This window comes from Azospirillum sp. 11R-A, from assembly GCF_049472615.1.
Taxonomy (GTDB): Bacteria; Pseudomonadota; Alphaproteobacteria; order Azospirillales; family Azospirillaceae; genus Azospirillum; species Azospirillum palustre.
Genome location: NZ_JBCEBL010000008.1, coordinates 189,598 through 213,844, shown reverse-complemented (window position 1 = coordinate 213,844; position 24,247 = coordinate 189,598). Strand labels below are relative to the sequence as shown.

Here is a 24,247-nt window from a genome sequence, read left to right as displayed (position 1 = left end):
GATTTTCCGTGTGATTCACGCTTCAAGCGATTCCGCTTGAACCGATCACACTCTAGCCCAGCTTGTGCACGAAGTGGTGGCAGGCGATCTGGTAGCGCTTGCCCATATAGACGCGATGGGCGCTGCTGCGCTCCGGACCGACGGCGGAGTCGAGATGCAACGCCTTGCAGTCCAGCCGTTCGGCCTCCGCCTTCACCCAGTCGAGGATGAGGGCGGCATATCCCCGGCCGCGATAGTCCGGCAGCGTCGCCATGTCGACGATGTAGAGAGACTTCCCCAACCACAGCGACTGTTGCAGGCGGAAGCCCACGACACAGGCCGCCGGGCCGCCCGCTTCGGGAATGATGCCGACGAGGCGGTAGCCGTTCGGCCGCAGCTCCGTGTCGATGATGCGGATCATCTCCGCCGCATCGTATTTCGGCCACAGCACCTGCAGGGCCGGCACGGCCGCTTCGGTGTGTCCTTCGGAAATCTCAACAATCTCTGACTGCACGTCTGGTCCTCTCGGTGTCCGCATTCTCATAGCTGCTGCGGTCACAGAATGGTGCGTGTGTGAAGCAGGTTGCAAGCCTGGGCTTGAGCTTGGAGATTGATTGGTTTGGCTATGCGCATCCGGCGGACAATGCGCGGCGTGAACGCCCGGTCAGACGGCGGTGAGCACGATCTTGCCCTGAACATGGCCCTTTGCGGCACGCTCGTGGGCCAGACGGGCGTCCGCGAGGGGGAAGACGCTGTCGATGACGACGCGGAGGGTGCCGTCGTCAAGGAGCCTGGCGATCTCCGTCAGTTGCGCGCCGTTGGAGCGGACCTGCGTCGCTGAAACCGTCACGCCCCGCTCCGCCGCCTCGGCCGCGGCGTCGAGGCCCAGCGGGAAGATCGGAAACAGGGCGCCGCCGCGCGTCAGCGTCTTCAGGAACCGGGCGGAGGACGGACCGCCGACCGCATCGACGACGAGGTCGACCCCGCGTACCATCTCCTCGGCCTTGACCTTGGTGTAATCGATGACCTCGTCGGCGCCGAGGTCGCGCAGAAGTGCCTCGTGCCGGGTGGAGGCGACGGCGATGACGCGTGCGCCCCGCCATTTCGCAAGCTGAAGCGCCAGATGCCCGACACCGCCGGCGGCCCCGTTCACCAGCACGGTCCGGCCGTCGAGCGGGACCGGCCGGTGCTGGTGCGGCTGGAGCGGGTTCGGTTCGTCGTGGCCCAGATCGATCAGGAACTGCCATGCGGTCAACAGCGACATCGGGGCGGCGGCGGCCTGCACATGGTCGATGCCGGCCGGCTTGCGGCCGACATCCGTCGTCGGCGCAGTAACATACTCCGCATAGGCCCGGCTGTCCCCGGCGAGGCCGGCGGGAAAACGGATCATCGCATAGACCTCGTCGCCGGGCGCCAGCGTCCGCACATCGTCGGCGACGGCCTCCACAACGCCGGAAACGTCCGTCCCGACGATGACGGGGAAGGAGACCTGCGGCTGCCATTCGGGCGGAAGCATCCGATAGCCGTCACGCAGATACCAGTCGGGAGGATTGACGCCGACCGCATGGACGCGGATCAGGACCTCACCCGGTTTCGGCACCGGCTTCGGCGCATCTTCGTAAACCAGCACTTCCGGACCGCCGAAGGCATGCAGCCGGACCGCTTTCATCGTCTCGCTCATCATGGTCTCCTTTCCAGGGTTTCAGGACCGGACGACCATATGGCAGACGGTTTTTGCATTGATAATCGGCCTCGATATCGCTTCACTCATGCCATGAAGGAACAAATTGCCCTTGAGCGGCTGACCGGCCTGATCGCTTTCGCCCGTGCCGGGACGCTGGGCAGCTTCACCGCTGCGGCCCGTTCTTTGTCGGTGTCGCCCTCGGCCGTCAGCAAAAGCGTGCAGCGGCTGGAGCAGCGGCTCGGGGTGTCGCTGTTCACCCGGACGACGCGTTCGCTGACGCTGACGGCCGAGGGCAGGGACCTGCACGAGCGGGCGATGAGGCTGCTGCGCGATGCGGAGGAGATCGAACAGGCGGCGATGGCGGCCCGCTCGGAGCCTTCGGGCACGCTGCGGGTCGCGGCATCGCTGCCGATCGGCGTCCATGTCATCGCACCGGCGCTGCCGGCGTTCCGGCGGCTCCACCCCAAGGTATCGGTCGATCTGCGCCTGAACGACCGGATGATCGACCTCATCGAGGAGGGGATCGACGTTGCGGTGCGGATCGGCGAGCTTGCGGACTCACGGCTGCTGTCGCGCCGGCTGGCGCCGCACCGGCTCTGCTGCTTCGCCTCGCCCGCCTATCTGGCGGCCCGCGGCACGCCGGTGCACCCGAACGGGCTGGACGGGCACGACACCGTCAGCCTGCGCTTCCAGAGCACGGGGCAGACGCTGCGCTGGCCCTTCCGGATCGGCGAGCGTCTGGTCGAGGTCGTGCCGCCCTCCGGCATCGTCGTCGATGTCAGCGACGCGCTGGTCGCCGCGCTGGCGGCCGGCGGCGGCATCGGCATCGCCGCCACCTTCATCGCCGCCCCCTATGTGGCGCGCGGCGAGTTGGTCCCGGTGCTGTCCGACTTCGCCGTCGAGCGGCACAACATCACCGCGCTCTGGCCGGAAAGCCGCCGCACCAACCCGGCGGTGCGCGCCTTCCTGGCCCTGTTGCAGGAGGCGTTTCAGGAGCGGATGACGGCGGCAGCCCGCTTTTCGGCCCGCGTTCCGGAGTGACGGCGGCGGCGGGCGTTGACCAGGATGTCGGCGCCCAGCGCAACCGTCAGGGCGACGGCGCCGCACAGGAAGACGGCGGCATAGCTCTGCCCGCTGTGGGTGAAGAGATAGGAGTATCCGTAGCCGCCCAGCGCCTGGAACAGGGCGAAGGCGGTGGTGGCCCGGCTCCAGGCCGCGCGCTGTTCGGTCTGGCTGTGCGGCAGCAGTTCGTGGATGCGGCCCAGCACCAGGGGGACCACGCCCGGCGTCAGGGCGCCGAGGACCAGTGTCGCGGCCCCGACCGCCACCGGATGGCCGCTGGCCGCCAGGGTGACCACGGATACCCCCTGGAGCAGCAGGGCGATGCGGTAGGCCGCGGCATAGCCGACCCGGTCGGCCAGCGATCCGGCGGCGACCGGCCCGGCCACCGATGCCACGCCATAGAGGACCCAATAGAAAGCGCCGGTGTCCGCGCCATGGCCCAGCCCGCGGGCGACATAATCGACCAGCAGCAGCATCACCGGCACCAGCCCGAGGGCGTTCAGCGCATATTCGCCGTAGAGGGTGCGCAGGATGCCTCCCTCATGCTTCGGGGCATGCTCGACCGCCGGGGCGGCGATTCCCTGCGGCGGCGCCGAGGCCGGCCAGCCGAACCAGGACAGGGCGGTCAGCAGCAGCGACAGCCCGCCCAACCCGAGCCACGTCTCGTGCAGGCCGAGCCGCATCAGCGCCGGCACGGCGGTGCCGGACGCGGCGATGCCAAGCCCGATGCCGAGGAAGATCATGCCGCTGACGAAGCCGCGCCGCGAGGCGGGGATGTGGGGCAGGATGCTGGTCGCGACCAGCACCATGATGGCGCCGCCGGCAAGGCCGGAAACGAAGCGCCAGCCGAAGAACCAGGCCAGCGACAGCGGATAGGCGCAGGCGATGAAGGCGAGGGAGGTCGCCAGCATCAGCAGCCGCAGCAGCGCCCGGTTCGGCAGCAGCCCGGCCAGCGGCCGGCCGAGCAGGGCGCCCGCCAGATAGCCGGCGAAATTCGCCGCCCCCAGTGTCACGGCATCGCCGGCGGAGAACCAGTGCGCCTCGATCAGCGACGGGACCAGTGGGGAGTAGGCGAAGCGTGCCAGGCCGATGGCGACGAGACTGCCCGCCATGCCGGCGAACGTCGCCATCCAGGCGGAACTATCGAGGTGATCCTTCGCACCAACGGAGGTCGTGCTCATGGGCGTGCGTCCCTGTTGACGGCGCCGCGGCTGCGGCCCGCCCGGTTGATCGGGAAATCTCGGGAATGTAGGTCGGAGGGTGGGATCAGATGTCCGGCATCGGCGGCAGGCCGAGGGTGGCGAGGGCGGCGCGGGCCGCCCCCTCCAGCAGGCTGCGTTCGGGGCGGACGCGGGCCAGCACCCGGATGCCCAGCAGGCAGGAGAAGAGCAGGCGCGCCGCGTCGTCGGCATCGATGCCGGCGGGGATCTCGCCGCCCTGCCGTCCCTTGACGATGCAGCGGCGGAAGAAGTCCTCGATGGTCGCCAGTTCGGCGTTCAGGTAATCGCGCATCTCCGGATCGGCCGGCGTGACCTCCAGCGCCGAGTTGACCAGCAGGCAGCCGCGCCGGCAGCCGTCGCCGAGCGAGCGCTCGATGCTTTCCCGCAGGAAGCCGGCGATGGCCGCGGCCGGGGAGGGTGCCGCCTCGTGCCGGGCGATGCGGGCGCGCAGGGAACCGTCCAGGTAATGCTCCAGCGAGCGGCGGAACAGCGCCCGCTTGTCACCGAAGGCGTTGTGCATGCTGGCGAGAGTCATCTGCATGCTCTCCGCCAGTTCACGGGTGGAGGTCGCCTCGAAGCCCTGGGTCCAGAAGCGGTCCACCGCCGCGTCCAGAACCGCCGTCTCGTCGAACTTCCGCGGCCGAGCCATCGCTCCCCCCTCCCGAACCCGTTTTAGATCGTGTGATCTAAAATCAGGGTGGGACGGTCCGGGGTCAAGGAGTTTCGGTGTTGCGCAAACGCTGCCCTGCTCTGCGCCCAGCCGTGCCGCCACCGTCTCCGGCATCTGCCACATGCCTGCTTTGAACAAAACCGCTTCCGGCTCTTCCTATTCCAGCGGCTTCAGTTCGCCCAGCAGGGTCGGCAGCAGTTCGGCGACGGTGGGGTGGATGTGGACGGCGCGTTGCAGGGTGGGATAGGGCGCCTTGGCGTACATCATGTCGAGCACGCCGTGGATCGCCTCGTCGCCGCCGGGGCCGAGGATGGCGGCGCCGAGGATCTCCTGGCTGTCGGCATCGACGACGATGCGCATGAAGCCCTGGGCCTCGCCCTTTTCCACCGCACGGCCGACGCGGGTCATCGCCCGCTGGCCGACCAGCGCCCGCCGGCCGGAGCGGCGGACCGCCTCGTCGGTCATGCCGACGCGCGCCAGCGGCGGATCGGTGTAGAGCGCATAGGCCTGGATGCGGTCGTCCACGCTGCGCGGGTCGCCGTCCAGCAGGTTGGCCGCGACGATCTCGAAATCATTGTAGGCGGTGTGGGTGAAGGCGCCCCGCCCGTTGCAGTCGCCCATCGCCCAGATGCCCGGCACATTGGTGCGCAGCGTGTCGTCCACCGTGATGAAACCGCGGGAATCCGTCACCACGCCGGCACGGTCGAGGCAGAGGTCGTCGGTGTTGGGCGTGCGGCCGACAGCCAGCAGCACATGGCTTCCCACCACCGACGGGGTGCCGGACGTGCAGTTCACCCCCACCTCCACCCCGTCGGCATGGCAGGCGAAGCGGATGCAGTTGGCCGACAGCCGGACGGTCACCCCTTCCTTCTCCAGCAACTCCCTGATCGCGTCGGACACGTCGGGGTCCTCGCGGCCGATCAGCCGTTCCCCCTTTTCCACCACCGTCACCTCGGCGCCGAAGCGGCGGTACATCTGGGCGAATTCGAGGCCGATGTAGCTGCCGCCGACCACCACCAGATGACGGGGAACATGGTCGAGGTCCAGGATCGTGCCGCTTGTCAGCAGGTCGACGTCGCGCACCCCCGGCATGTCCGGGATCGCGGCGCGGGCGCCGACATTGAGGAAGATGCGCTCCGCCGTCAGCAGCTCGTCGCCGACGCGCACGCTGCCCGGCGATTCGAAGCGGGCATGGCCCTGCAACACCCGGCAGTTGGGCATGCCGCGCAGCCAGCGTTCAACATTCTGGCGCGAGCGGCCGGAAACCTCGTCCTTGCGCGCCTTGACCCGGGCCATGTCGATGCGCACCGGCCCGTCGAGCACCACGCCGTATTCGGCGGCGCGCCGGGCCATCTGGGCGACGCGGGCGCTGGCGATCAGCGTCTTGGTCGGGGTGCAGCCGGTGTTGACGCAGGTGCCGCCGAACAGCTTACGCTCGACCACCGCCACGCTCATGCCGGCGGCGGTAAGGCGTTCGGCGAGCGGCGGCCCGGCTTGGCCGGCTCCGATGATGATGGCGTCGACCATGGCAGACTCCTGCGGCCGGTTGCGTTCTTCGGGGAAATGGCGTGGGGCAGGATGGTAGCGCCGGTGCCGGGCGTCTTCCAAGCAAACCAAGGTATGACTGGCGGCAAGCCGTGCCGATCCCTCACGTGATCGTCAGATCGTTCAAGAACCGGACGGCGCCCGCAGGCAAGCTGCCGGGATCGGAACGGTACGGCGCGGGGTTGGAGACTGGCGGATGGGCGGCGTGGAAGGGGGGGCGAAGGGCGACGTGGCATGGGGCGGTTCACCGGCCGGCGGGCGGCCGATGGAGCGCCGTCTCGGTCTTCTGTCGATTCCGCTCGCCCTGGCGGTGTTCTTCGTCGACACCTTCACCGACATCGAAAGCGCCATCGCCGTCCTCTATGTGCTGGTACTGCTTCTGGCCGCCACCGCCCTGTCGCGGGGGGGCATCCTGCGGGTGGCCGCCGGCTGCGCGCTGCTGGCGGTGCTGTCCTTCTTCCTGTCGCACTGGCAGGACATGGACCTGTCTTCGGTCCTGCGCTGCGGCGTGTCGCTGGCGGCCATCCTGATCACCGGCGCGCTGCTGGTGCGGGACCATGAGTCCCGCGCGCTGCTTCTGCGGGCCAACGGTGCGCTGGCGCGCAGCGAAAAACGCCACCGCGGCATGTTCGAGCAGGCGCGGATTTCCCTGTGGGAGCAGGACTTCACCGCGGTGACGGCGGCGCTCGACTCCCTGCGCGCGCGGGGGGTGACGGACCTTGCCGCCCATGCGCAGGCCGATCCCGGCTGGGCGCGCGGGATGGGCGCGCTGATCCGCACCACCAACATCAACGACGCCACCGTGGAACTGCTGGGTGCGGCCGGCCGGCCGGCGGTGCTGGGGCCGCTCGACCGCTATCTGCCGGCCGAGGACCCGGCGATGCTTCAGGTCCTGCTGGCGCTTTGGGAAAAGCGCGACCGCTTCGAAGGGCGGGCGCAGCTGATCGCGGCGGACGGGCGCACCCTGACGGTGCTGCTGGGCATCAGCTTTCCCGACGATTGCGTCGGCTTCGATCAGGTGGTGGTCGGCGTCGTCGACATCACCCAGCGCGAACGCACGCAGGAGGCGCTGCTGGCGGCCCAGGCAGAGCTTGCGCGCGCTGCACGCGCCGCCACGCTCGGCGCGCTGTCCGCCTCCATCGCCCACGAGCTGAACCAGCCGCTGGGCGCCATCGTGCTGAACGCGCAGGCCTGCCTGCGCTGGCTACGCCGCGACCGGCCCGACATCGAAACCGCCGCGAAGGCGGCCGACCGCATCGTCCGCGACGGGCGTCGCGCCGCCGACATCGTGCAGCGGACACGCGGCATGCTGGTCAAGGACACCCGCTGCGACGAAACCATCGACTTGGCCCAACTGGTGGATGAGGTGGCGCTGCTGCTGGAGCGCGAGCTTTCGGGTGCCGGGGCCGTTCTGGTCACCGACTTCGCCCCCGTCCCGCCGGTGCTGGGCAGCCGGGTCGGCTTGCAGCAGGTGCTGGTCAACCTCGTGACCAACGGTCTGCACGCCATGGCGGAGGCGGACAGCCCCCGGCGCGAACTGACCGTCGCCATCGGCAGCCTGGACGGCGGGGCACAGGTCAGGGTTGCCGTGCGCGACCGCGGCAAGGGCATCGACGAGGCCAGCCATGCCCGCCTGTTCGACCCCTTCTTCACCACCCGGCCCGACGGGATGGGGATGGGGCTCGCCATCTGCCGCTCCACCATCGAGTCCTGCGGCGGCACGCTGACCGCCCACAACCATGCGGGCGGCGGGGCGGTGTTCGAGTTCACCATACCGGCGGCACCCCCGCCGTCCACCAGATCATTGGCCGAAAAATTGCCAGCCGAAAAATCATTGGCCGAACCGCCAGCCGTCCCGCTGGCTGCGGCACGAGAGGACTGACCGCCATGGCCCAGAAAGCCGCCCCGTCGCCCGAGCCTGCCGCTGCCGCCAAGGACGATCCGCTGGTTCTGATCGTCGATGACGATGCCGGCATGCGGGAGGCGGTGGTCGACCTTCTGCAATCGGTCGGCATCGAAGGCCGTGCCTTCGGCAGCACGGCGGAGCTGCTGGCGGCGGCTGTTCCCGACCGGCTGGGCTGCCTGATCCTCGACGTGCGGCTTCCCGGCCTGGGCGGGCTGGAGTTCCAGACGAGGCTGGACAGCCTGGGCATCGCGCTGCCCATCGTCTTCATGACCGGCTTCGCCGACGTGCCGATGTCGGTCCGGGCGATGAAGGCCGGGGCGACCGATTTCCTCATCAAGCCCTTCCGCGACCAGGACATGCTGGACGCGGTCGATGCCGCGATTGCCCGCGACCGGTCGCGGCGGAGCCAGCGGGCCGCCACGATGACGGTTGAATCGCTGGCGGCGACGCTGACCCCGCGCGAGCGCGAGGTGATGGCGGAGGTGGTCAAGGGCCGGCTCAACAAGCAGATTGCCGGCGATCTCGGCATCAGCGAGGTGACGGTCAAGCTCCACCGCGGCAAGGTGATGCGGAAGATGCAGGTGCGCTCCGTCGCCGACCTCGTCCGCAAGGTGGAGGTGCTCGACCACGAGGAGTGACGGCTACGCTTCGGGCGCGCCGGTCCTGCGTCCGGCCCGGCTGTCCGCCTCTAGACCTAGGTGTGGTATCTGCCGCCTGCCCCATCCGGATAGGATGCGTGTAACGCCAGTGACTGGCGCTCTCATTCAGTCCCCGATCCGGTCAAGGCATCACGACGTGTCCAACGCACCCCTGATAGCGGTGGTCGATGACGACGAGGCGATCCGCGAGGCGCTGGACGACCTGTTGCGGTCGGTCGGTTTCCGCTGCCGGCCGTTCGTCTCCGCCGAGGATTTCCTGGCGCTGGCCGACCGGACTGGGATCGCCTGTATCATCCTGGACGTGCGCATGCCCGGCCTGTCCGGGCTGGAGTTGCAGGACCGGCTGAATGCCGAGGGCGGCGGGCATCCGCCGATTCTGTTCATGACCTCCTACGCCGACGAGACCACCCGGCTGCGCGCGCTGGGCGGCGGTGCCCGCGACGTGCTGGGCAAGCCGGTCGACGCCCATGTCCTGATCGCCTCCCTGAACCGCGCCATCGCCGCAGGGTAACGCCAGAGAGCGGCAGCATTCGGCCTCCCGAACGGTTATGTATGCAGCAGGGCCGGTCGGGAGACGGGGTACGATGGTCGCATCCGACAGAGAAATCGCCGGGATCAGAGCGGGAATCGAGATCGGGATAGGAGCGCCATGAGCTTCCTGACCCGGCTGTTGCTGCTCGTGACGCTGGCCCTGGTGCCGGTCTGCGCGCTGGAGGTCTGGAACCAGATCGACCTGCGCCGCCAGCGCTCCGGTGAGATCCACGAGCATGCGCAGCAACTGCTCAGCTTGCTGGGCGGCGAGCAGCAGCGGCTGGTCGAAGGCGTGCGGCAGATGCTGGAACTGCTGGCGGAAACCACGTCGGCGCAGACCCTCGACGCGACGGGATGTCAGGCGCTGCTGACGCGCACGGCCATGCGGATCCCGGATTACCTGACGGTCAACCTCACCGGCGCGGACGGGGTCATTCTCTGTTCCACCAACCCGCTTCTGCGCGGGCGGACCATCGCCGACCGGATGCATGTGCGCTCCGCGCTGGAAGGCGGCGGCTTCACCGTTGGCGAGTTCATCCGGCAGCGGTACGACGACAAGCCGGCGATGCCGTTCGGCTTGCCGATCCGCCGCACCGGTGAGGACGGCCGGACCATCGGCGTGGTTACGGCGCTGATCGATCTCGGCTGGCTCGAACGCTATCTCTCCGAACACCCGCTTCCCGACAATGCCGCGCTGATGATCGCCGACGGCAACGGCATCGTGCTGGCCCATGCCCCAGCGAGGCCGGGGACCGTCGGCACCGCTCTGCCGCCGCGCTTCCGTCCTCTGCTCGACGCCGATGCGGTCGGGACCGCCCAACTGATGGGGATCGACGGGGTCGAGCGGGTGTTCGCCTATGTTCCGCTGTCGGCCGGGATCCGGCACATCTTTGTTGCGGTCGGCATCGACCATGACGCGGCGATGAACGGTATCGACGATGCGCTGACGCGGTCGCTGGTGTGGATCGCCGCCACCCTGCTGCTCGGCCTGCTGGCGGCGTTCCTGATCGCCAGGCGGCACATCTATCGGCCGGTCGAGGCACTGATCACGGCAACCGAGCGCTGGCGTGCCGGCGACCGCTCCGCCCACGTGGGTGCGGTGGATGGCCCGGAGATGAGCCGGCTGGGGCTGGCCTTCGATGGGCTGGTCGAGGATCTCGACCGGCAGATGCGGGCCAATGAGGAAGCGTCCACCGCGCTGCGGGCCAGCGAGGAGCGGTCGCGCGCGCTGGTGGAGAACGCCCCGCACATGATGTGGGTGAACCGGCCCGACGGCACGCTGGAATACGTCAATGCCGCGTTCCGGGCCTACACCGGCCGCATGACGAACGAAGAGAACCGGATGGGTGATCTGCACCCGGAGGATGTCGAGCGCATCCAGGCGGTCCGGAAAGCCGCCATTGCCGCCGGCGCGGCGCATTCGTACGAGCTGCGCCTGCGCCGGGCCGACGGAGCCTACAGATGGCACCTCAGCCGGACCCACCCGATCCACCATGGCGGACGGATCGTCGCGTGGTTCGGCGGGGCCGTCGACATCCACGACATCCATCGCGCCCGCGATACGGCGGAAGAGGCCGGACGGTCCAAAAGCCGCTTCCTGGCCGCCGCCAGCCACGATCTGCGCCAGCCGATGCAGTCGATCCTGCTGTTCGCCGAGGTGCTCCGCCCGCATCTGGGCGAGGGCCCCGGTCTGGATGCACTCGGGCGGCTCCAGCACGGGCTGGAGATCCTCAAAGGTCTGCTGGACGGTCTGCTCGACATCTCCCGCCTCGACGCCGGCATCGTGGCGCCGCAGTTCGAGGAGTTCCGCGTCTCGGACCTGCTGAGGAGCCTGGACGACGCCTATGCCCCGGTCGCGCATGAAAAGGGCCTGGACTGGCGGGTTCAGCCCTGCCATGCCGCCATCCGCAGCGACCGGGTCCTGCTCGGCCGCATGCTGCGCAATCTGGTGGAGAACGCCATCCGCTACACCGACAGCGGCGCGATTTCGGTGGACTGCAGCGTGGCGGCCGACCGTCTGCTGATCGGTGTCCGCGACACCGGCCGCGGCATCCCGGCCGACCAGATCGACCGGGTGTTCGAGGAACTCTATCAGGTCGACAACCCCGAGCGCGACCGCAACCAGGGCCTCGGCCTTGGGCTCGCCATCGTCCGCCGCCTGTCCGACCTGCTGGACCATCCCGTCACCGTACGTTCGCATCCGGGCCAGGGCTCGCTGTTCAGCATCGCGGTGCCGCTGGCGGCGGAGGCCTGCGCCACCGCCCCGTCATCCGGGGACGCGGCGCCTGTGGAAATGGCGCCGGCACCGCCGGAGCGAGAGGGGCGGCGGCTGGCGGTGGTGGTGGACGACGATCCCATCGTGCTGGCCGGGATGGAAAGCCTGCTGCGTGTCTGGAAGTTCGACGTGATCACCGCGGATTCGACCGACCTCGCGGTGGAGCGCCTGATGCTGGACGGCCGCCGGCCCGACATCCTCGTCGTCGATTACCGCCTGCGGGACAATCGCATCGGAACGGAAGCGATCCTCCGCGTCTGGGACATGTACGATGCGGACATCCCCGGCCTGATTGTCACCGGGGAGATCGGCACGGAGCCGCAGAACGACGCGCTCACCCATGGCTTCGACCTGCTGCACAAGCCGGTAACCCCCCGCAGCCTCGCCGCGGCGCTCGGCCGCCGCCTGGCGACGGCGGAAGGGGAGGCCCGCATCCCGGTTACCGATACCGCCGAGCCACCTTCGGTTACCCTGTGATCCACACCAAATTTTAAGCCGCGCCCAGGCTCCGGCGGAACATTTCCGCTGCACCGTGTTTGTCAGAAGACATGGACCTTAAGGAGCCTTTGGTGCCCACGCCCATCCCGATTGAGAAACTGCAGACTGGAATCCCCGAATTTGATTTGGTTTTGCACGGCGGGCTGCCGCGCGGTCGAATACATCTTCTGGAGGGCGCACCCGGCACAGGCAAGACAACCATTGCCTTGCAGCTTCTGATCCAGACGCGCGACGACGGCAAGAAGGGGCTGTACATCACCCTGTCGGAGAGCGGCAAGGAGCTGGAATCGACCGCCGCCAGCCATGGCTGGTCGCTCGACGGCTTCGCGGTCTTCGACATCGTGCCCATTGAGGCGCAGCTGGATCGCCAGCAGAGCGTGCTCTACCCGTCGGAGGTGGAGCTTGGCGAGACCGTGCGTCTGATCATCGAGCGGATCGAGCGGGAAAATCCGGAAGTGCTGGTGATCGACACGGTGTCGGAACTGCGGCTGCTCGCCCAGGACCAGCTCGGCTACCGCCGTCAGATCCTGGCCTTGAAACAGTTCCTGCAAGGGCGCCTCTGCACCACCCTGATCCTCGACGACCTGACCCACCAGGACGGTGCGAGCGATCTGCACAGCCTCGCTCACAGCGTGATCGTGCTGGAACAGACCGAGCGCACCTTTGGCTCGTCGCGGCGGCGCCTGCGCATCGCCAAGATGCGGGGGGCGGAATACCAGAGCGGCTGGCACGATTTCGCCATCACGAAGACCAATGTGCTGGTCTTCCCCGGCCTGATCGCCGAAGAGCACAACAGTGATTTCGACCAGATCACCATGGAAAGCGGTCTGCCGGCCCTGGACGAGTTGATGGGCGGGGGCCTGATGCTCGGCACCACCACGATGCTGGTGGGGCCATCAGGGGTCGGCAAATCGTCAATCGCGTTGCAATATGTCACTGCCGCGGTCGAGCGCGGCGAGCATGCCGCCTATTTCTCATTCGACGAGAATTTCAAGACCCTTGAACTGCGCAGTGTTGCGCTGGGCATCGACATCAGGGAAGCGGTGCAGCAGGACCGTGTCGGCTGGCAGCGCGCCAACCCCTCCCGCCTGTCGCCCGGCCAGTTCGCTTGGCAGGTCCGGCGCGAGGTCGAGGAGCGCAAGGCGCGCATCGTGGTGATCGACAGCCTGAACTCCTACCTCAGCACCATGCCGGAGGAAAAGGCGCTGACGCTCCAGATGCACGAGCTGCTGACCTATCTGAACAACAAGGGCGTGGTGACCATCCTGATCCTGGCGCAGCAGGGCATCATCGGCGACGTGCATAATCCGGTCGATCTGTCCTTCATGAGCGACACGGTGGTCCTTCTGCGTTTCTTCGAGGCCGAGGGTGAGGTGCGCAAGGCAATTTCGGTGGTGAAGAAGCGCACCGGTGTCCATGAACTGTCGATCCGGGAATTCCGGCTGTTCCCGGCCGGGATTCAGGTCGGGCCGCAGTTGATGGACTTCCGCGGCGTGCTGACCGGCGTGCCGGAATATGACGGTTCGACGGAGACGCTGCTCAGCGGTTCGGCCGAGGCCGGGTGATCGATGCCGATGCGCGGGTCCATCCTTGTCCTGGCCCCTGACGGGCGGGATGCCGAGGTGATCGGAGCGGTCCTGGCCGACATCGGTCTGGCGATGCAGCCCTGCGCCGATTTGCCGGAGCTTTGCCGCCGCCTTGGCGACGATGTCGGGGCGCTGATGCTCTCCGAAGGGGTGCTGACCGACATCGACCCGCTGACCGCGTGGCTGGAGGCGCAGCCGCGCTGGTCGGACCTGCCCATCGTGATCCTGACGTCGCGGCGCAGCCGGCAGGCCGGACGGGGCAGGCAGGCGTTCTTCCAGTCGCTCGGCAACGTCACGCTGCTGGACCGGCCGCTGCATCGCGAGGCGCTGCAAAGCGCGGCACAGGCGGCGCTGCGCAGCCGGGAACGCCAGTACCGGACCCGCAGCCATCTTCATGAGATCACCCAGGCGTCCAGCCGGTTGGAAGAGCGTATCGCCGAGCGGACGCAGGCCCTGCAAGCGGAAATGGCCGACCGCCGGCGGGCCGAGGAGCAACTGCATCAGGCGCAGAAGATGGAGGCGCTGGGGCAGCTGACCGGCGGCGTGGCGCATGACTTCAACAATCTGCTCCAGGGCATCGTCAGCTGCCTTGCCGTCCTGGCCCCAACGGTGCCCGACGGCACCCCGCGCGAGCTGTTCGAAGCGGCCAACCGTTCCATCGAGCGTGGCGCCCGGCTGACCCAGTCGCTGCTGTCCTTCGCACGGCGCCAGACGCTGATGCCGGAGCCGACCGACCTGGGAGAGCTGCTCACCGGGATGAGTTCCCTTCTGGAACGCTCCCTTGGCGGCCAGATCAGCGTCACGATCCAGGTGCCGTCCGGACTTCCGGCGGCGCTGATCGACCGGGCGCAGCTCGAATCCGCCATCCTGAATCTTGCGATCAATGCCCGCGATGCCATGCCAAGCGGCGGGCGGTTGTCCCTGACCGCCTCCGTTGCCCAAATCGGCGACGGAGAAACGGGCAGACCCGCAGCCGGGCCGGCGGAGTTGCGGGCCGGGACCTATGTGGCGATCCGGGTGGCGGATACCGGAACCGGCATCGACCCGGCGGTTTTGCCGCATGTCTTCGAACCCTTTTTTACCACCAAGCCGCTCGACAAGGGGTCGGGGCTGGGGCTGTCGATGGTCCAGGGCATGGCGACCCAGTCCGGCGGCGGCGTCCACATCGACAGTAGCCTCGGCGGCGGAACCGCGATCACTCTCTACCTGCCGAGCGTGGCGGCCGTCACCGGCCCGCCGGCACGGTTGGCTGCGGACGTCGAGCGCGGCGAAGGCCGCACCGTCCTGCTGGTGGAGGATGATGCCATTGTGCGGATGGGGACGATGGCGTTGCTGGAAAGCCAGGGCCATCACGTCATCGAGGCGGACAGTGGGGAAACTGCCCTGGCCCTGCTGCAGGACGGTGCGGAGATCGATGCCCTGGTCACCGACTTTGCCATGCCCGGCATGAACGGGGCCGAGGTGGTGCGCACTGTGCGAACCCTGCGTCCCGGATTGCCCGCGCTGATCGTCACCGGCTATGCCGATACGCCTGACCTGGGCGAGGCCGTGCGCCTGCTGCGCAAGCCCTTCTCGCCGAACCAGATCGCCGAGCAGCTGGCGGCCATGCTGGCGGAGTGACGGTTTGTCAGGCGATGGGAGCGGTCCTGATGAAATCCAGGAAGGCCCGGAGCGGGGCCGGCACCAGACGCCGGCCGGGGTAATAGAGGAATGGGCCGGAAAAGGATGGCCACCAGGATTCGAGAACGGGTTCAAGTGCGCCGCTGTCCAGATGCGGGCGTAGCCACTGCTCGAACAGTTGAAAGACCCCGACGCCCGCGACGGCCGCATCGATGGCGAGGTCCATGATGCCGCCGGGTCCGATCACCAGCGGTCCGGTCGGGTCGAGGCGGATCGTTTCGCCGTCGCGCTCGAATTCCCAGAGCGGCATCGCACCGCTGGCAAAGCGTCCCCGCACACAGCTGTGGGCCATCAGGTCGCGTGGATGCTCCGGCCGCCCCCGGGCGTCGAGGTAGGCGGGGGAGGCCGCAGTCGCGAAGCGCTGCCGGCGGGGGCCGATGGGAACGGCGATCATGTCCTGCTCCAGCCGGTCGTCGTAGCGGATGCCGGCGTCGCATCCGGCGGCAAGGACATCGACGAAGCTGTCCTCTCCCATCACCTCCACCCGGATCTCGGGATAGGCGGCATGGAAGGCCGGCAGGATCGACGGCAGGACCAGCCGTGCCGCGCTGACCGGCACATTGAGCCTGAGGGTGCCCGCCACCCGGTCGCGGAAGCCGTTCACCACGTCGAGGGCTGCATCGACCTCGCGCAGGGCGGGCTCCAACCGTGCCAGCAGACGCTCGCCCGCCTCCGTCGGGATCACGCTGCGGGTGGTCCGGTTGAACAGCCTGATGCCGAGCTGTCCTTCCAGCCGCCGCACGGCTTCGCTGAGGGACGAGGCGCTGACGTTGCCAGCCTTCGCCGCTTCGCGGAAACCACGGGCGCGGGCCACCGCGACGAAGGCGTTCAGGTCCCCCAGCTCATGCTGCATTGTTCGGAAATCCGCACGGGTTGTCCTGATTGTGCAGACTAATCGGACAGGCGGGTGATGGCTAGATTGGTGAAGCCATTATGGAGTTCATCATGTCCGACACTGATCAGACCAAAATCGACAAATCCGGCAGCTTCACCCTCGGGGGCAAAGCCGTCCGCCGGTTCGGCTACGGCGCCATGCAGTTGGCCGGTCCCGGTGTCTTCGGTCCGCCGAAGGACCGAGACGCGGCCATCGCCGTGCTGCGCCATGCCATCGAGGCCGGCGTCAATCACATCGACACCAGCGACTTCTATGGCCCGCACGTCACCAACCAGCTGATCCGCGAGGCGCTGGCGCCCTATCCGGACGATCTGCTGATCGTGACCAAGGTCGGCGCCCGGCGCGGCGCGGATGCCTCCTGGCTTCAGGCATCCTCGCCGGACGAGCTGCGGCAGGCGGTGCACGACAATCTGCGCAATCTCGGCCTCGACGTGCTCGACGTCGTCAATATGCGGCTGTGGGGCGACCATGGGCATGCCCCGGCGGAAGGGGCGGTCGAGCGGGAATTGAGCGTCCTTGCAGACCTCCAGCAGCGGGGGCTGATCCGCCACATCGGGCTCAGCAACGCCACGGCGCGGCAGGTCGAGGAAGGTCGCCGCGTCTGCGAGATCGTCTGCGTGCAGAACCACTACAATCTGGTGCATCGGGCGGACGATGCGCTGATCGACGATCTCGCCGCCAAGGGGATCGCCTATGTGCCTTTCTTCCCGCTCGGCGGCTTCTCGCCGATCCAGTCCGGCCTGTTGTCCGATGTCGCCAACCGGCTCGGGGCGACGCCGATGCAGGTGGCGCTCGCCTGGCTGCTGAACCGGGCGCCCAACATCCTGCCGATCCCGGGAACCTCGTCGGTCAGGCATCTGCAGGAGAATCTGGCGGCGGCAGATCTGGTTCTGCCAGCCGATGCGCTGGAGGCGCTGGACAAGCTGGGGAAGGACGCCTGAGGGCCGAGATGGAGAAAGGGGATGGACAAAGGGGAGCCTGCGCTCCCCTCATCCCGGTGCCGTCTACCGGCGTTCCACATTCGGCAGGAAGATTGTCAGCAGGCCCAGCAGCGGCAGGAAGGAGCAGGCGGTGTAGACGAAGCCGATGCCCTTCCAGTCCGCCACGACGCCCAGGCCAGCCGCGCCGATGCCGGCGACGCCGAAGGCCAGCCCGAAGAACAGGCCCGACACCATGCCGACCCGGCCGGGCAGCAGTTCCTGCGCATAGACCACGATGGCCGGGAAGGCCGAAGCCAGGGCCAGCCCGATCACGGCGCTGAGAATCACCGTCGTCGTCAGGCCGACATAGGGCAGGGCCAGGGTGAAGGGCAGGATGCCGAGGATCGAAACCCAGATCACCGTCTTGCGGCCAATGCGGTCGCCCACCGGGCCGCCGATCACCGTACCCGCCGCGACCGCAGCCAGGAAGACGAACAGGCAGAGCTGCGCGTCGCCGGTGGACAGGCCGAAGCGGTCGATCAGGTAGAAGATGTAATAGCTGGTGATGCTGGCGAGATAGACGTATTTCGACACGATCAGCGCGATCAGGATGGCGACGGCACGGGCGACCTGCCCCGCCGGCAGATCGGCATGGCGCGCCGTGGCGGGGCCACCGGCCTTGCGCGGCTTGGCATTTTGGCGCTGCCAGCTTCCCAGCCGCACCATCACCACCATGCCGGCCAGCGCGGCGAAGGCGAACCAGCTGAGGCTGCCCTGACCGCGGGGCAGGATGATGAAGGCGGCCAGCAACGGGCCGAGTGCTGAACCGAGGTTGCCGCCGACCTGGAACAGCGACTGGGCCAGCCCATGGGCGCCGCCTGACGCCTGACGGGCGATGCGCGACGCCTCCGGATGGAAGACGGACGAACCGAAGCCCAGCAGCATTCCCCCGGCCAGCAGGGCCGGAAAGCTTGGCGCCCAAGCCAGGGTGAGAAGGCCGAGCAGGGTGGAGCCCATGCCGAAGACCAGCGAATAGGGCATCGGCTTGCGGTCGGTGAAAAGTCCGACCAGCGGCTGAAGAAGCGATGCCGTCAGCTGATAGACGAAGGTCAGCAGGCCGAGCTGGGCGAAGCTGAGGCCGAACTCGTCCTTCAGGATCGGATAGACCGCCGGCAGCAGCGACTGGATCATGTCGTTGAGCAGGTGGCAGGCGCTGATCGCGGCCAGGATTGAAAAGGCCGTCGAGCCGGCGCTGGGCCGGCTCATGGTGGTATCGGTCACGGGGGCATGCCCTCTTCTCTCCGCCTCAGGCGTCCGGACCGCATATCGGCGGCCCGGTTGGCCCGGCACTGTTGCGTTGACTGCACCGTAAGCCTACGGTCGACTGAGAAGGCCCGCCACCGCGGTCAGGCCAGTTTTCTACGAGTCTGGGCCATGGTCAGGAATGTCCGTGTCGATGAGATCGATGCCGTTCAGCGGCCGTTGCTCGCCACCACCCACGACTATCCGGACGGTGGGACGCTGCCGCTCCACTGGCACCGGCGGGGGCAGCTGATCTCCGGCATCACCGGCGTGCTGATCATGTCGACGCCGCAAGGCCGCTGGGTGGTGCCGCCCGATTTCGGCCTGTGGATTCCGCCCGGCATCATGCATGAGGTGCGCATGCTCGGGGCGGTGACCACCCACAGCCTGTTTCTGGACCCGGATCTGACCGGCGGAATGCCGGACCGTTGTCAGGTCGTCGGGCTGTCCCCCTTCATCCGCAGCCTGATCGCCCGCGCCGTGGATGTGCCGGCGGACTATGATCCGGACAGCCACGACGGCGCGGTGATGGCGCTGATCCGCTACGAGATGCTGCATCTGCCGGCCCAGCCGCTGACCGTCCCGTTCCCGACCAGTCAGGCGTTGGCCGAGCGTTGCCGGCGCTTTCTCCGGCAGCCGGTGGTCCACGAAACCATTGAGCAATGGTGCGACGAGTTGGGCGTCAGCCGGCGCGCCTTCACACGGTTGTTCCGGCGCGAGACCGGGCTCAGCTTTCTGGAATGGCGCCAGCAGGCCTGCCTTGCCGCCGCCCTACCGCGGCTGGTGGCGGGCGAAGCCGTCACCGCCGTCGCCATCGACCTCGGCTATGACAATCCCGCCGCCTTCACCGCGATGTTCAAGCGCGTGCTCGGCTCCTCGCCGCGCGCCTATCTGAAAGGCGCTGAATGACCTTCTGCCCGGTCAGGCGTAGCGCATCGCCTCCAGGTCGGCGATGAGGCCGGGGCCTTCGGGATGCCAGCCGAGTGTCTGCTGGGTCAGGGCGCTGGAGGCGGCCATGTCGATGCCCGCGAACATCGCCATCCAGCCGAAATGCCCGGCCACCTTGTCCTGAGGAATGGAAACCGCCGGAATCTTCAGGCCGCGGGCCAGCGTTTCGATGATCTTGCGGGTCTCCACCCCTTCCTCCCCGACCGCATGGTAGCGGGCGCCGGCCTCCGCCTTCTCGATGGCCAGACGATAGAGGCGGGCGACATCCCCCAGATGGCCGGCGGACCAGCGGTTCTGTCCCTCGCCAATATAGGCGGCGACGCCCTTTTCACGGAAGATTTCGATCAGCGGGGTGATCAGCCCCTGTTTCTCCGTGTTGTGGACCTGCGGCAGCCGCATCACCGCGACGTTGACACCGGCGTCCAACAGCTCGTTGCCGGCCCGTTCCGATGCGATGCGCGGGTTGGGGTGACCGTCGTCGAAGACATCTTCGCGGGCAAGCCGGCCATGGCCGGCACCCCCCATGCCGATCCCGGACGTGATCAGCAGCGGCCGGTTCGAGCCCTTCAGCGCCGCGCCCAAGGCACCGATCACCCGGCCGTCCTTTGCGCAGTTCTCGGCGAAGCGCGAGAAGTCATGGTCGAAGGCGGTGTGGATCACGGCGTCGGCCTTCTCGGCACCGCCGCGGATGCTCGCAAGATCCTCCAGCGTGCCGAGATGCGGCTCGGCACCGGCGGACTCCAGCGCGCGGGCGCCGTCCCCGGAGCGGGTCATGCCGATGACCTGATGGCCGGCCTGGAGCAGTTCGGACAGCACGGCCCGACCGATGAAACCGGTGGCGCCGGTGAGGAAAATACGCATGGGACAATCACCTTTCCAATTCCGTCGCCCCCACTCTGTCCCGCCGTGGTATCCTGTTAAAGTAGTGACGTTTTCCTAGTATAGCGGCTACCAGGATCAGCCAATGCAGACCGACACCAGACAGACCAGTCCGGCCGGCACGCTCGCCGCCTTCCTGCGCGACCGCCGGACGCGGCTGGACCCGGCAGCCTTCGGATTTTCAGGACGCCGCCGCACGCCGGGCCTGCGCCGGGAGGAGGTGGCGCAACGCGCCAACATCAGCCCGACTTGGTACACATGGCTGGAGCAGGGACGGGGCGGAGCGCCGTCGGCCGACGTGCTGGACCGGATCGCCGGCAGCCTGATGCTGACCGATCTGGAACGGGAGCATCTGTTCATCCTGGCGCTCGGCCGGCCGCCGGAGATGCGATACAGGCCGGCGCAAGGTGTCAGCCCGCGGCTGCAACGGCTGCTGGAGTCCTTCGACGCCTGTCCGGCCTTCATCAAGACCGCGACCTGGGACGTGCTGGCCTGGAATCGTGCCGCCGCCGTGGTGCTGACCGATTACGGCACGCTTCCGCCCGATCAGCGGAACATCCTGCGGCTGGTGTTCGGCAGTCCGGCGATCCGGGCCAAGCAGAAGGATTGGGAGGGCATGGCGCGGCACCTCGTCGGCGCCTTCCGCGTCGATGCGGCGCGGGCCGGAGCGGTGAAGGAGATCGCCGATTTCGTCGACGAACTGTGCCGGATGAGCACCGAGTTCGCCCGGTTCTGGAACGAGAATGACGTGTACGCGCCGAGCGAAGGGTTCAAACGGCTCCAGCACCCGGACCTCGGCAGCATCGAGATGGAATATTCGGCCTTCGCCGTCGATGGACGCCCCGATCTCGGTCTTCTGGTCTACAATCCGCTGGACGAACAGGTTAAAAAACGCATCCGTGCCCTGGCCGGTCGAAGGACCGCGGTGGCGCCTGGCGGATAAGCGGTGGCAGGAAGGAACAGCGCTGGTGAATCTCTTCTCCCTTCTCGATCAGGCGGCGGCCCGTTTCCCCGGCCGCGGTGCGGTGTTCCGCGGCACCGGGCAGCTTCACAGCTTTGCCGAGCTTCGCTCTCGCGCGCTGCGGATCGCCGCCGGCCTGCGCGCTGCCGGACGGCCGGGCGACCGCATCGCCATCGCGACGGAGAATGTGCCCGAATATGTCGAGCTGTTCTTCGCCATCTGGGCCGCCGGCATGGCGGCAACGCCGGTGAATGCCAAGCTGCATCCGCGCGAGCTGGTGCAGATCCTGGAGGACTCCGGAGCGTCCACCGTCTTCGTCTCGCCCAAACTGGCCGCCGGGCTGGAACAGGCGTTGGACGGGTCGCCTGCGGCGTCCTGCCGCCGGATCGTCATCGGCGGGGCCGGCTATGCGGCGCTGACGGCGGGGGACGAATGGGCCGGGCCGATCAATCCCGATCCGCAGGCGCTGGGCTGGCTGTTCTACACCAGCGGCACCACCGGTCGTTCGAAGGGGGCGATGCTGTCACACCGCAATCTGCTGGCCATGACCGTCGCCCATCTGGCCGATGTCGAGGCGGTGGACGAGGATTGCAGCCTGTTGCACGCGGCGCCGATGTCGCACGGCTCCGGCCTCTATATGGCGGCCTATGTCGCCCGCGGCGCCCGGCAGGTGGTCCCGGCCTCCTCCGCCTTCGAGCCGGCGGAGTTCCTCGATCTCTGCGACCGTCACCCCGGCTGCGGCGCCTTCCTGGCCCCGACGATGGTGCAGAGGCTGCGGCTGGAGGCGGAACGCGGCGGCCGGCGGCCGGCCAATCTGCGTTCCATCGTCTATGGCGGCGGCCCGATGTATGTGGAGGAACTGCGCCGCTCGCTGGCGATCTTCGGGCCGGTCTTCGCCCAGATCTACGGCCAGGGCGAGGCGCCGATGACCATCGCGTCGCTGCGGCGCCGCGACCATGCAAGCGACGACGACGCGGTGCTGGGGTCGGTCGGTTTCGCCCGCAGCGGCGTCGAGGTGGCGGTGGTGGATGCCGACGGCCGGCCGCTGCCCGTTGGCGAGGTGGGAGAGATCGTCTGCCGCGGCGACGTGGTGATGGCCGGATACTGGAACAATGCCAAGGCGACGGCCGAAGCCCTGCGCGGCGGCTGGCTGTTCACCGGCGACATGGGGTCCTTCAATGGGCAAGGCTACCTGACGCTGCGCGACCGCTCGAAGGACGTCATCATCAGCGGCGGCAGCAACATCTATCCGCGCGAGGTGGAGGAGGTGCTGCTGCGCCACCCCGACGTCGCCGAGGTCTGTGTCACCGGGCAGCCCGATCCGGAATGGGGCGAGATCGTCGTCGCCTTCATCGTCGCCGAACCGGGGCGCGAAATCTCGCCCGGCGGCCTCGACGAGCATTGCAACGCCAGCATCGCCCGATTCAAGCGGCCCAAGCGTTACCTGTTCGTCGAGGACCTGCCGAAGAACAACTATGGCAAGGTGGTGAAGCGCGAACTGCGCGCCCGTCTGGCCGGTGGGTAGGGCCAAACGGGGAAGGGAGGTATCAGCGCCCGGCCGCCTGCCGGCGCAGGGTCTTCAACTCCTCGAAGCGGGCTGACACGTCGCGCATGACGGAGGCCATCCCGAGCATGGCGCCGTCCGCGTCCTTCAAGGGCACGATGGTGAACTCCACCGAGATGCGGCTGCCGTCCTTGCGCAATGCCGGAACCGACAGCAGGTCGCCGCTGCCATAGCGGCTCACGCCCGTCTTCATCACCTCATCATAGCCTTCCCAATGACGCTGGCGCTGCCGTTCGGGGATGATGATGTCGAGCGATTGGCCCAGCGCCTCTTCGGCGGTGAAGCCGAACACGCGTTCTGCCCCCCCATTCCAGAACCGGATGAGACCCTCCCGGTCGGAATAGACGATGGCCTCCGCCGGGCTGTTCAAAAGCGCCACCCCAAGTTGGCGCAGGTCTTCCTCGGTCATCGAATCCTCCCAATGGTCGTTTCGTGATGAAGTGTCAGACATCCAAGACCAATCTTGCGCTCCGCGCCCGTGAGACGCACAGCATCATCGTCTTGCCGGCAGCGCGCTCCGTGTCGGACAGGACGCTGTCGCGGTGGTCGGGCTCGCCCTCCAGCACCGTCGTTTCGCAGGTGCCGCAGATGCCCTGTTCGCAGGACGAGTCGACTTCGACGCCCGCGGCGTAGAGCGCGTCCAGAATGCTGGTTCCCGCCGGAACTGTGACTGTGACGCCCGACCGCGCGCAGACCACCTCAAAGCTGTCGTCTGCGGCGTCCCGACGGACCGCCTCCGGACGCGGGGTGAACCATTCGAAGCGGACATCCTGGTCCGGCCGGGCTGCGGCTGCCACCGCTTCCATCAGCCGCTGCGGACCGCAGCAATAGACCGGGACATCGACGGGGGTGGACGCCAGCAACTCGTCGACCGCCAGCCGTCGGCCGTCGTCGGCGGCATGCAGGTCGACGCGGCCGTGGGGCAGGGCGCGGAGATCGTCGAGGAAAGGGGCCGCCGCGGCGTTGCGCACGCAATAATGCAGGATCCAGTCGGCGCCCTGCTCCGCCGCCCTGCGGATCATCGGCAACAGCGGCGTGATGCCGATGCCGCCGGCGATGAACAGGTAGTGCGCGGCGTCGTCGAAGCGGAAATTGTTGCGGGGCGGGGAGATGGTCAGATCGGCGCCAAGCGCCAGTTCGCCATGCACGAAGCCCGATCCCCGCCCGCCCGGCACGTTCAGGACGGCGATGCGGTAGGCGTGGCGGTCCGCCGGATCGCCGCACAGCGAATAGGAGCGCACTGCCCCGTCCGGCAGATGGAGGTCGATGTGGGCGCCGGGCTCGGCCGGCGGCAGCCCCCGCCCGTCCGGATCGCGCAGTTCGACCAGCCGGACCTGCGGTGTGATCCGGTCCAGACGGTGCACGCGCAACGTCCATGGTGCCTTGGCTGCGGGCTGCGGCGTTTCAGGCTGCGTACTGCTCATCGTCCTGCCTGCGAGTGTCGTCGGCGGGTCTGGTATGCCAGATCCAATGCAGGCAGCCT

21 protein-coding genes are annotated in these 24,247 nt (G+C 68.2%); 11 read left to right on the top strand and 10 right to left on the bottom strand.

Annotated elements, in window-relative coordinates:
• Positions 1 to 52: 52 nt before the first annotated feature.
• Entirely contained in the window at positions 53 to 493 is a 441-nt protein-coding gene (locus tag VH569_RS14355) for a GNAT family N-acetyltransferase (RefSeq protein WP_423315947.1), read from the bottom strand.
• Positions 494 to 643: 150 nt separating this feature from the next.
• Positions 644 to 1,663 (bottom strand): NADP-dependent oxidoreductase, encoded by a 1,020-nt coding sequence (locus VH569_RS14350; RefSeq protein WP_423315946.1) that lies wholly within the window; start codon positions 1,661 to 1,663, stop codon positions 644 to 646.
• 90 nt (positions 1,664 to 1,753) lie between these two features.
• Between VH569_RS14350 and VH569_RS14345 the strand changes: the two genes are divergently transcribed.
• Complete coding sequence (locus tag VH569_RS14345; protein WP_423315945.1) at positions 1,754 to 2,704, top strand: LysR substrate-binding domain-containing protein; 951 nt, start codon at positions 1,754 to 1,756, stop codon at positions 2,702 to 2,704.
• On the opposite strand, the gene VH569_RS14340 is transcribed toward VH569_RS14345, so the two are convergent.
• The 3 genes from VH569_RS14340 to VH569_RS14330 form a co-directional block, all read right to left on the bottom strand.
• Positions 2,653 to 3,906, bottom strand: coding sequence for a YbfB/YjiJ family MFS transporter (locus VH569_RS14340; RefSeq protein ID WP_423315944.1), 1,254 nt, complete (start codon positions 3,904 to 3,906; stop codon positions 2,653 to 2,655). The genes VH569_RS14345 and VH569_RS14340 overlap by 52 nt on opposite strands.
• Positions 3,907 to 3,991: 85 nt before the next feature.
• Entirely contained in the window at positions 3,992 to 4,594 is a 603-nt protein-coding gene (locus VH569_RS14335; protein ID WP_109048774.1) for a TetR/AcrR family transcriptional regulator, read from the bottom strand.
• A gap of 177 nt (positions 4,595 to 4,771) precedes the next feature.
• The gene (locus tag VH569_RS14330) at positions 4,772 to 6,142 is read right to left on the bottom strand and encodes an FAD-containing oxidoreductase (RefSeq protein WP_423315943.1); all 1,371 of its coding nucleotides are present in this window, start codon (positions 6,140 to 6,142) and stop codon (positions 4,772 to 4,774) included.
• Positions 6,143 to 6,356: 214 nt separating this feature from the next.
• On the opposite strand from VH569_RS14330, the gene VH569_RS14325 reads away from it, so the two are divergent.
• From VH569_RS14325 to VH569_RS14300, 6 genes are all read left to right on the top strand, one after another.
• Positions 6,357 to 8,042, top strand: a complete 1,686-nt coding sequence (locus tag VH569_RS14325; protein WP_423315942.1) for a sensor histidine kinase — start codon at positions 6,357 to 6,359, stop codon at positions 8,040 to 8,042.
• Between the two features lie 5 nt (positions 8,043 to 8,047).
• Positions 8,048 to 8,704: a response regulator transcription factor gene (locus VH569_RS14320; RefSeq protein WP_423315941.1), complete on the top strand. Its 657-nt coding sequence runs from the start codon at positions 8,048 to 8,050 to the stop codon at positions 8,702 to 8,704.
• 157 nt (positions 8,705 to 8,861) lie between these two features.
• Entirely contained in the window at positions 8,862 to 9,236 is a 375-nt protein-coding gene (locus VH569_RS14315; protein WP_423315940.1) for a response regulator transcription factor, read from the top strand.
• A gap of 138 nt (positions 9,237 to 9,374) precedes the next feature.
• Positions 9,375 to 12,008, top strand: coding sequence for an ATP-binding protein (locus tag VH569_RS14310; protein WP_423315939.1), 2,634 nt, complete (start codon positions 9,375 to 9,377; stop codon positions 12,006 to 12,008).
• 71 nt (positions 12,009 to 12,079) lie between these two features.
• Entirely contained in the window at positions 12,080 to 13,594 is a 1,515-nt protein-coding gene (locus tag VH569_RS14305) for an ATPase domain-containing protein (protein WP_423315938.1), read from the top strand.
• 9 nt (positions 13,595 to 13,603) lie between these two features.
• The gene (locus tag VH569_RS14300; protein ID WP_423315937.1) at positions 13,604 to 15,235 is read left to right on the top strand and encodes a response regulator; all 1,632 of its coding nucleotides are present in this window, start codon (positions 13,604 to 13,606) and stop codon (positions 15,233 to 15,235) included.
• A 7-nt stretch (positions 15,236 to 15,242) separates the two neighbouring features.
• Here the strand turns inward: VH569_RS14300 and VH569_RS14295 are convergent, their stop codons facing one another.
• Positions 15,243 to 16,148 (bottom strand): LysR substrate-binding domain-containing protein, encoded by a 906-nt coding sequence (locus VH569_RS14295; RefSeq protein WP_423315936.1) that lies wholly within the window; start codon positions 16,146 to 16,148, stop codon positions 15,243 to 15,245.
• A gap of 92 nt (positions 16,149 to 16,240) precedes the next feature.
• On the opposite strand from VH569_RS14295, the gene VH569_RS14290 reads away from it, so the two are divergent.
• A complete protein-coding gene (locus VH569_RS14290; protein ID WP_423315935.1) occupies positions 16,241 to 17,131 on the top strand; it encodes an aldo/keto reductase family oxidoreductase in 891 nt (296 codons plus the stop codon).
• Between the two features lie 63 nt (positions 17,132 to 17,194).
• Here VH569_RS14290 and VH569_RS14285 read toward each other — a convergent pair whose 3' ends face one another.
• Positions 17,195 to 18,391, bottom strand: a complete 1,197-nt coding sequence (locus VH569_RS14285) for an MFS transporter (RefSeq protein ID WP_423315934.1) — start codon at positions 18,389 to 18,391, stop codon at positions 17,195 to 17,197.
• A 153-nt stretch (positions 18,392 to 18,544) separates the two neighbouring features.
• Between VH569_RS14285 and VH569_RS14280 the strand changes: the two genes are divergently transcribed.
• On the top strand, positions 18,545 to 19,321 hold the full coding sequence (locus VH569_RS14280; protein ID WP_423315933.1) for an AraC family transcriptional regulator: 777 nt from the start codon (positions 18,545 to 18,547) through the stop codon (positions 19,319 to 19,321).
• A gap of 12 nt (positions 19,322 to 19,333) precedes the next feature.
• On the opposite strand, the gene VH569_RS14275 is transcribed toward VH569_RS14280, so the two are convergent.
• Positions 19,334 to 20,221 (bottom strand): SDR family oxidoreductase, encoded by an 888-nt coding sequence (locus VH569_RS14275; RefSeq protein ID WP_423315932.1) that lies wholly within the window; start codon positions 20,219 to 20,221, stop codon positions 19,334 to 19,336.
• A 103-nt stretch (positions 20,222 to 20,324) separates the two neighbouring features.
• Here VH569_RS14275 and VH569_RS14270 point away from each other — a divergent pair, with 103 nt between their 5' ends.
• Both VH569_RS14270 and VH569_RS14265 read left to right on the top strand, forming a co-directional pair.
• Positions 20,325 to 21,182: a helix-turn-helix transcriptional regulator gene (locus tag VH569_RS14270; RefSeq protein WP_423315931.1), complete on the top strand. Its 858-nt coding sequence runs from the start codon at positions 20,325 to 20,327 to the stop codon at positions 21,180 to 21,182.
• A gap of 25 nt (positions 21,183 to 21,207) precedes the next feature.
• Positions 21,208 to 22,725, top strand: coding sequence for an AMP-binding protein (locus tag VH569_RS14265; RefSeq protein ID WP_423315930.1), 1,518 nt, complete (start codon positions 21,208 to 21,210; stop codon positions 22,723 to 22,725).
• Between the two features lie 22 nt (positions 22,726 to 22,747).
• On the opposite strand, the gene VH569_RS14260 is transcribed toward VH569_RS14265, so the two are convergent.
• Together VH569_RS14260 and VH569_RS14255 are read right to left on the bottom strand one after the other, a co-directional pair.
• Positions 22,748 to 23,173 (bottom strand): PAS domain-containing protein, encoded by a 426-nt coding sequence (locus tag VH569_RS14260; protein WP_098738381.1) that lies wholly within the window; start codon positions 23,171 to 23,173, stop codon positions 22,748 to 22,750.
• Between the two features lie 34 nt (positions 23,174 to 23,207).
• Positions 23,208 to 24,128, bottom strand: coding sequence for a PDR/VanB family oxidoreductase (locus VH569_RS14255; protein WP_423315929.1), 921 nt, complete (start codon positions 24,126 to 24,128; stop codon positions 23,208 to 23,210).
• Positions 24,129 to 24,247: the final 119 nt, after the last annotated feature.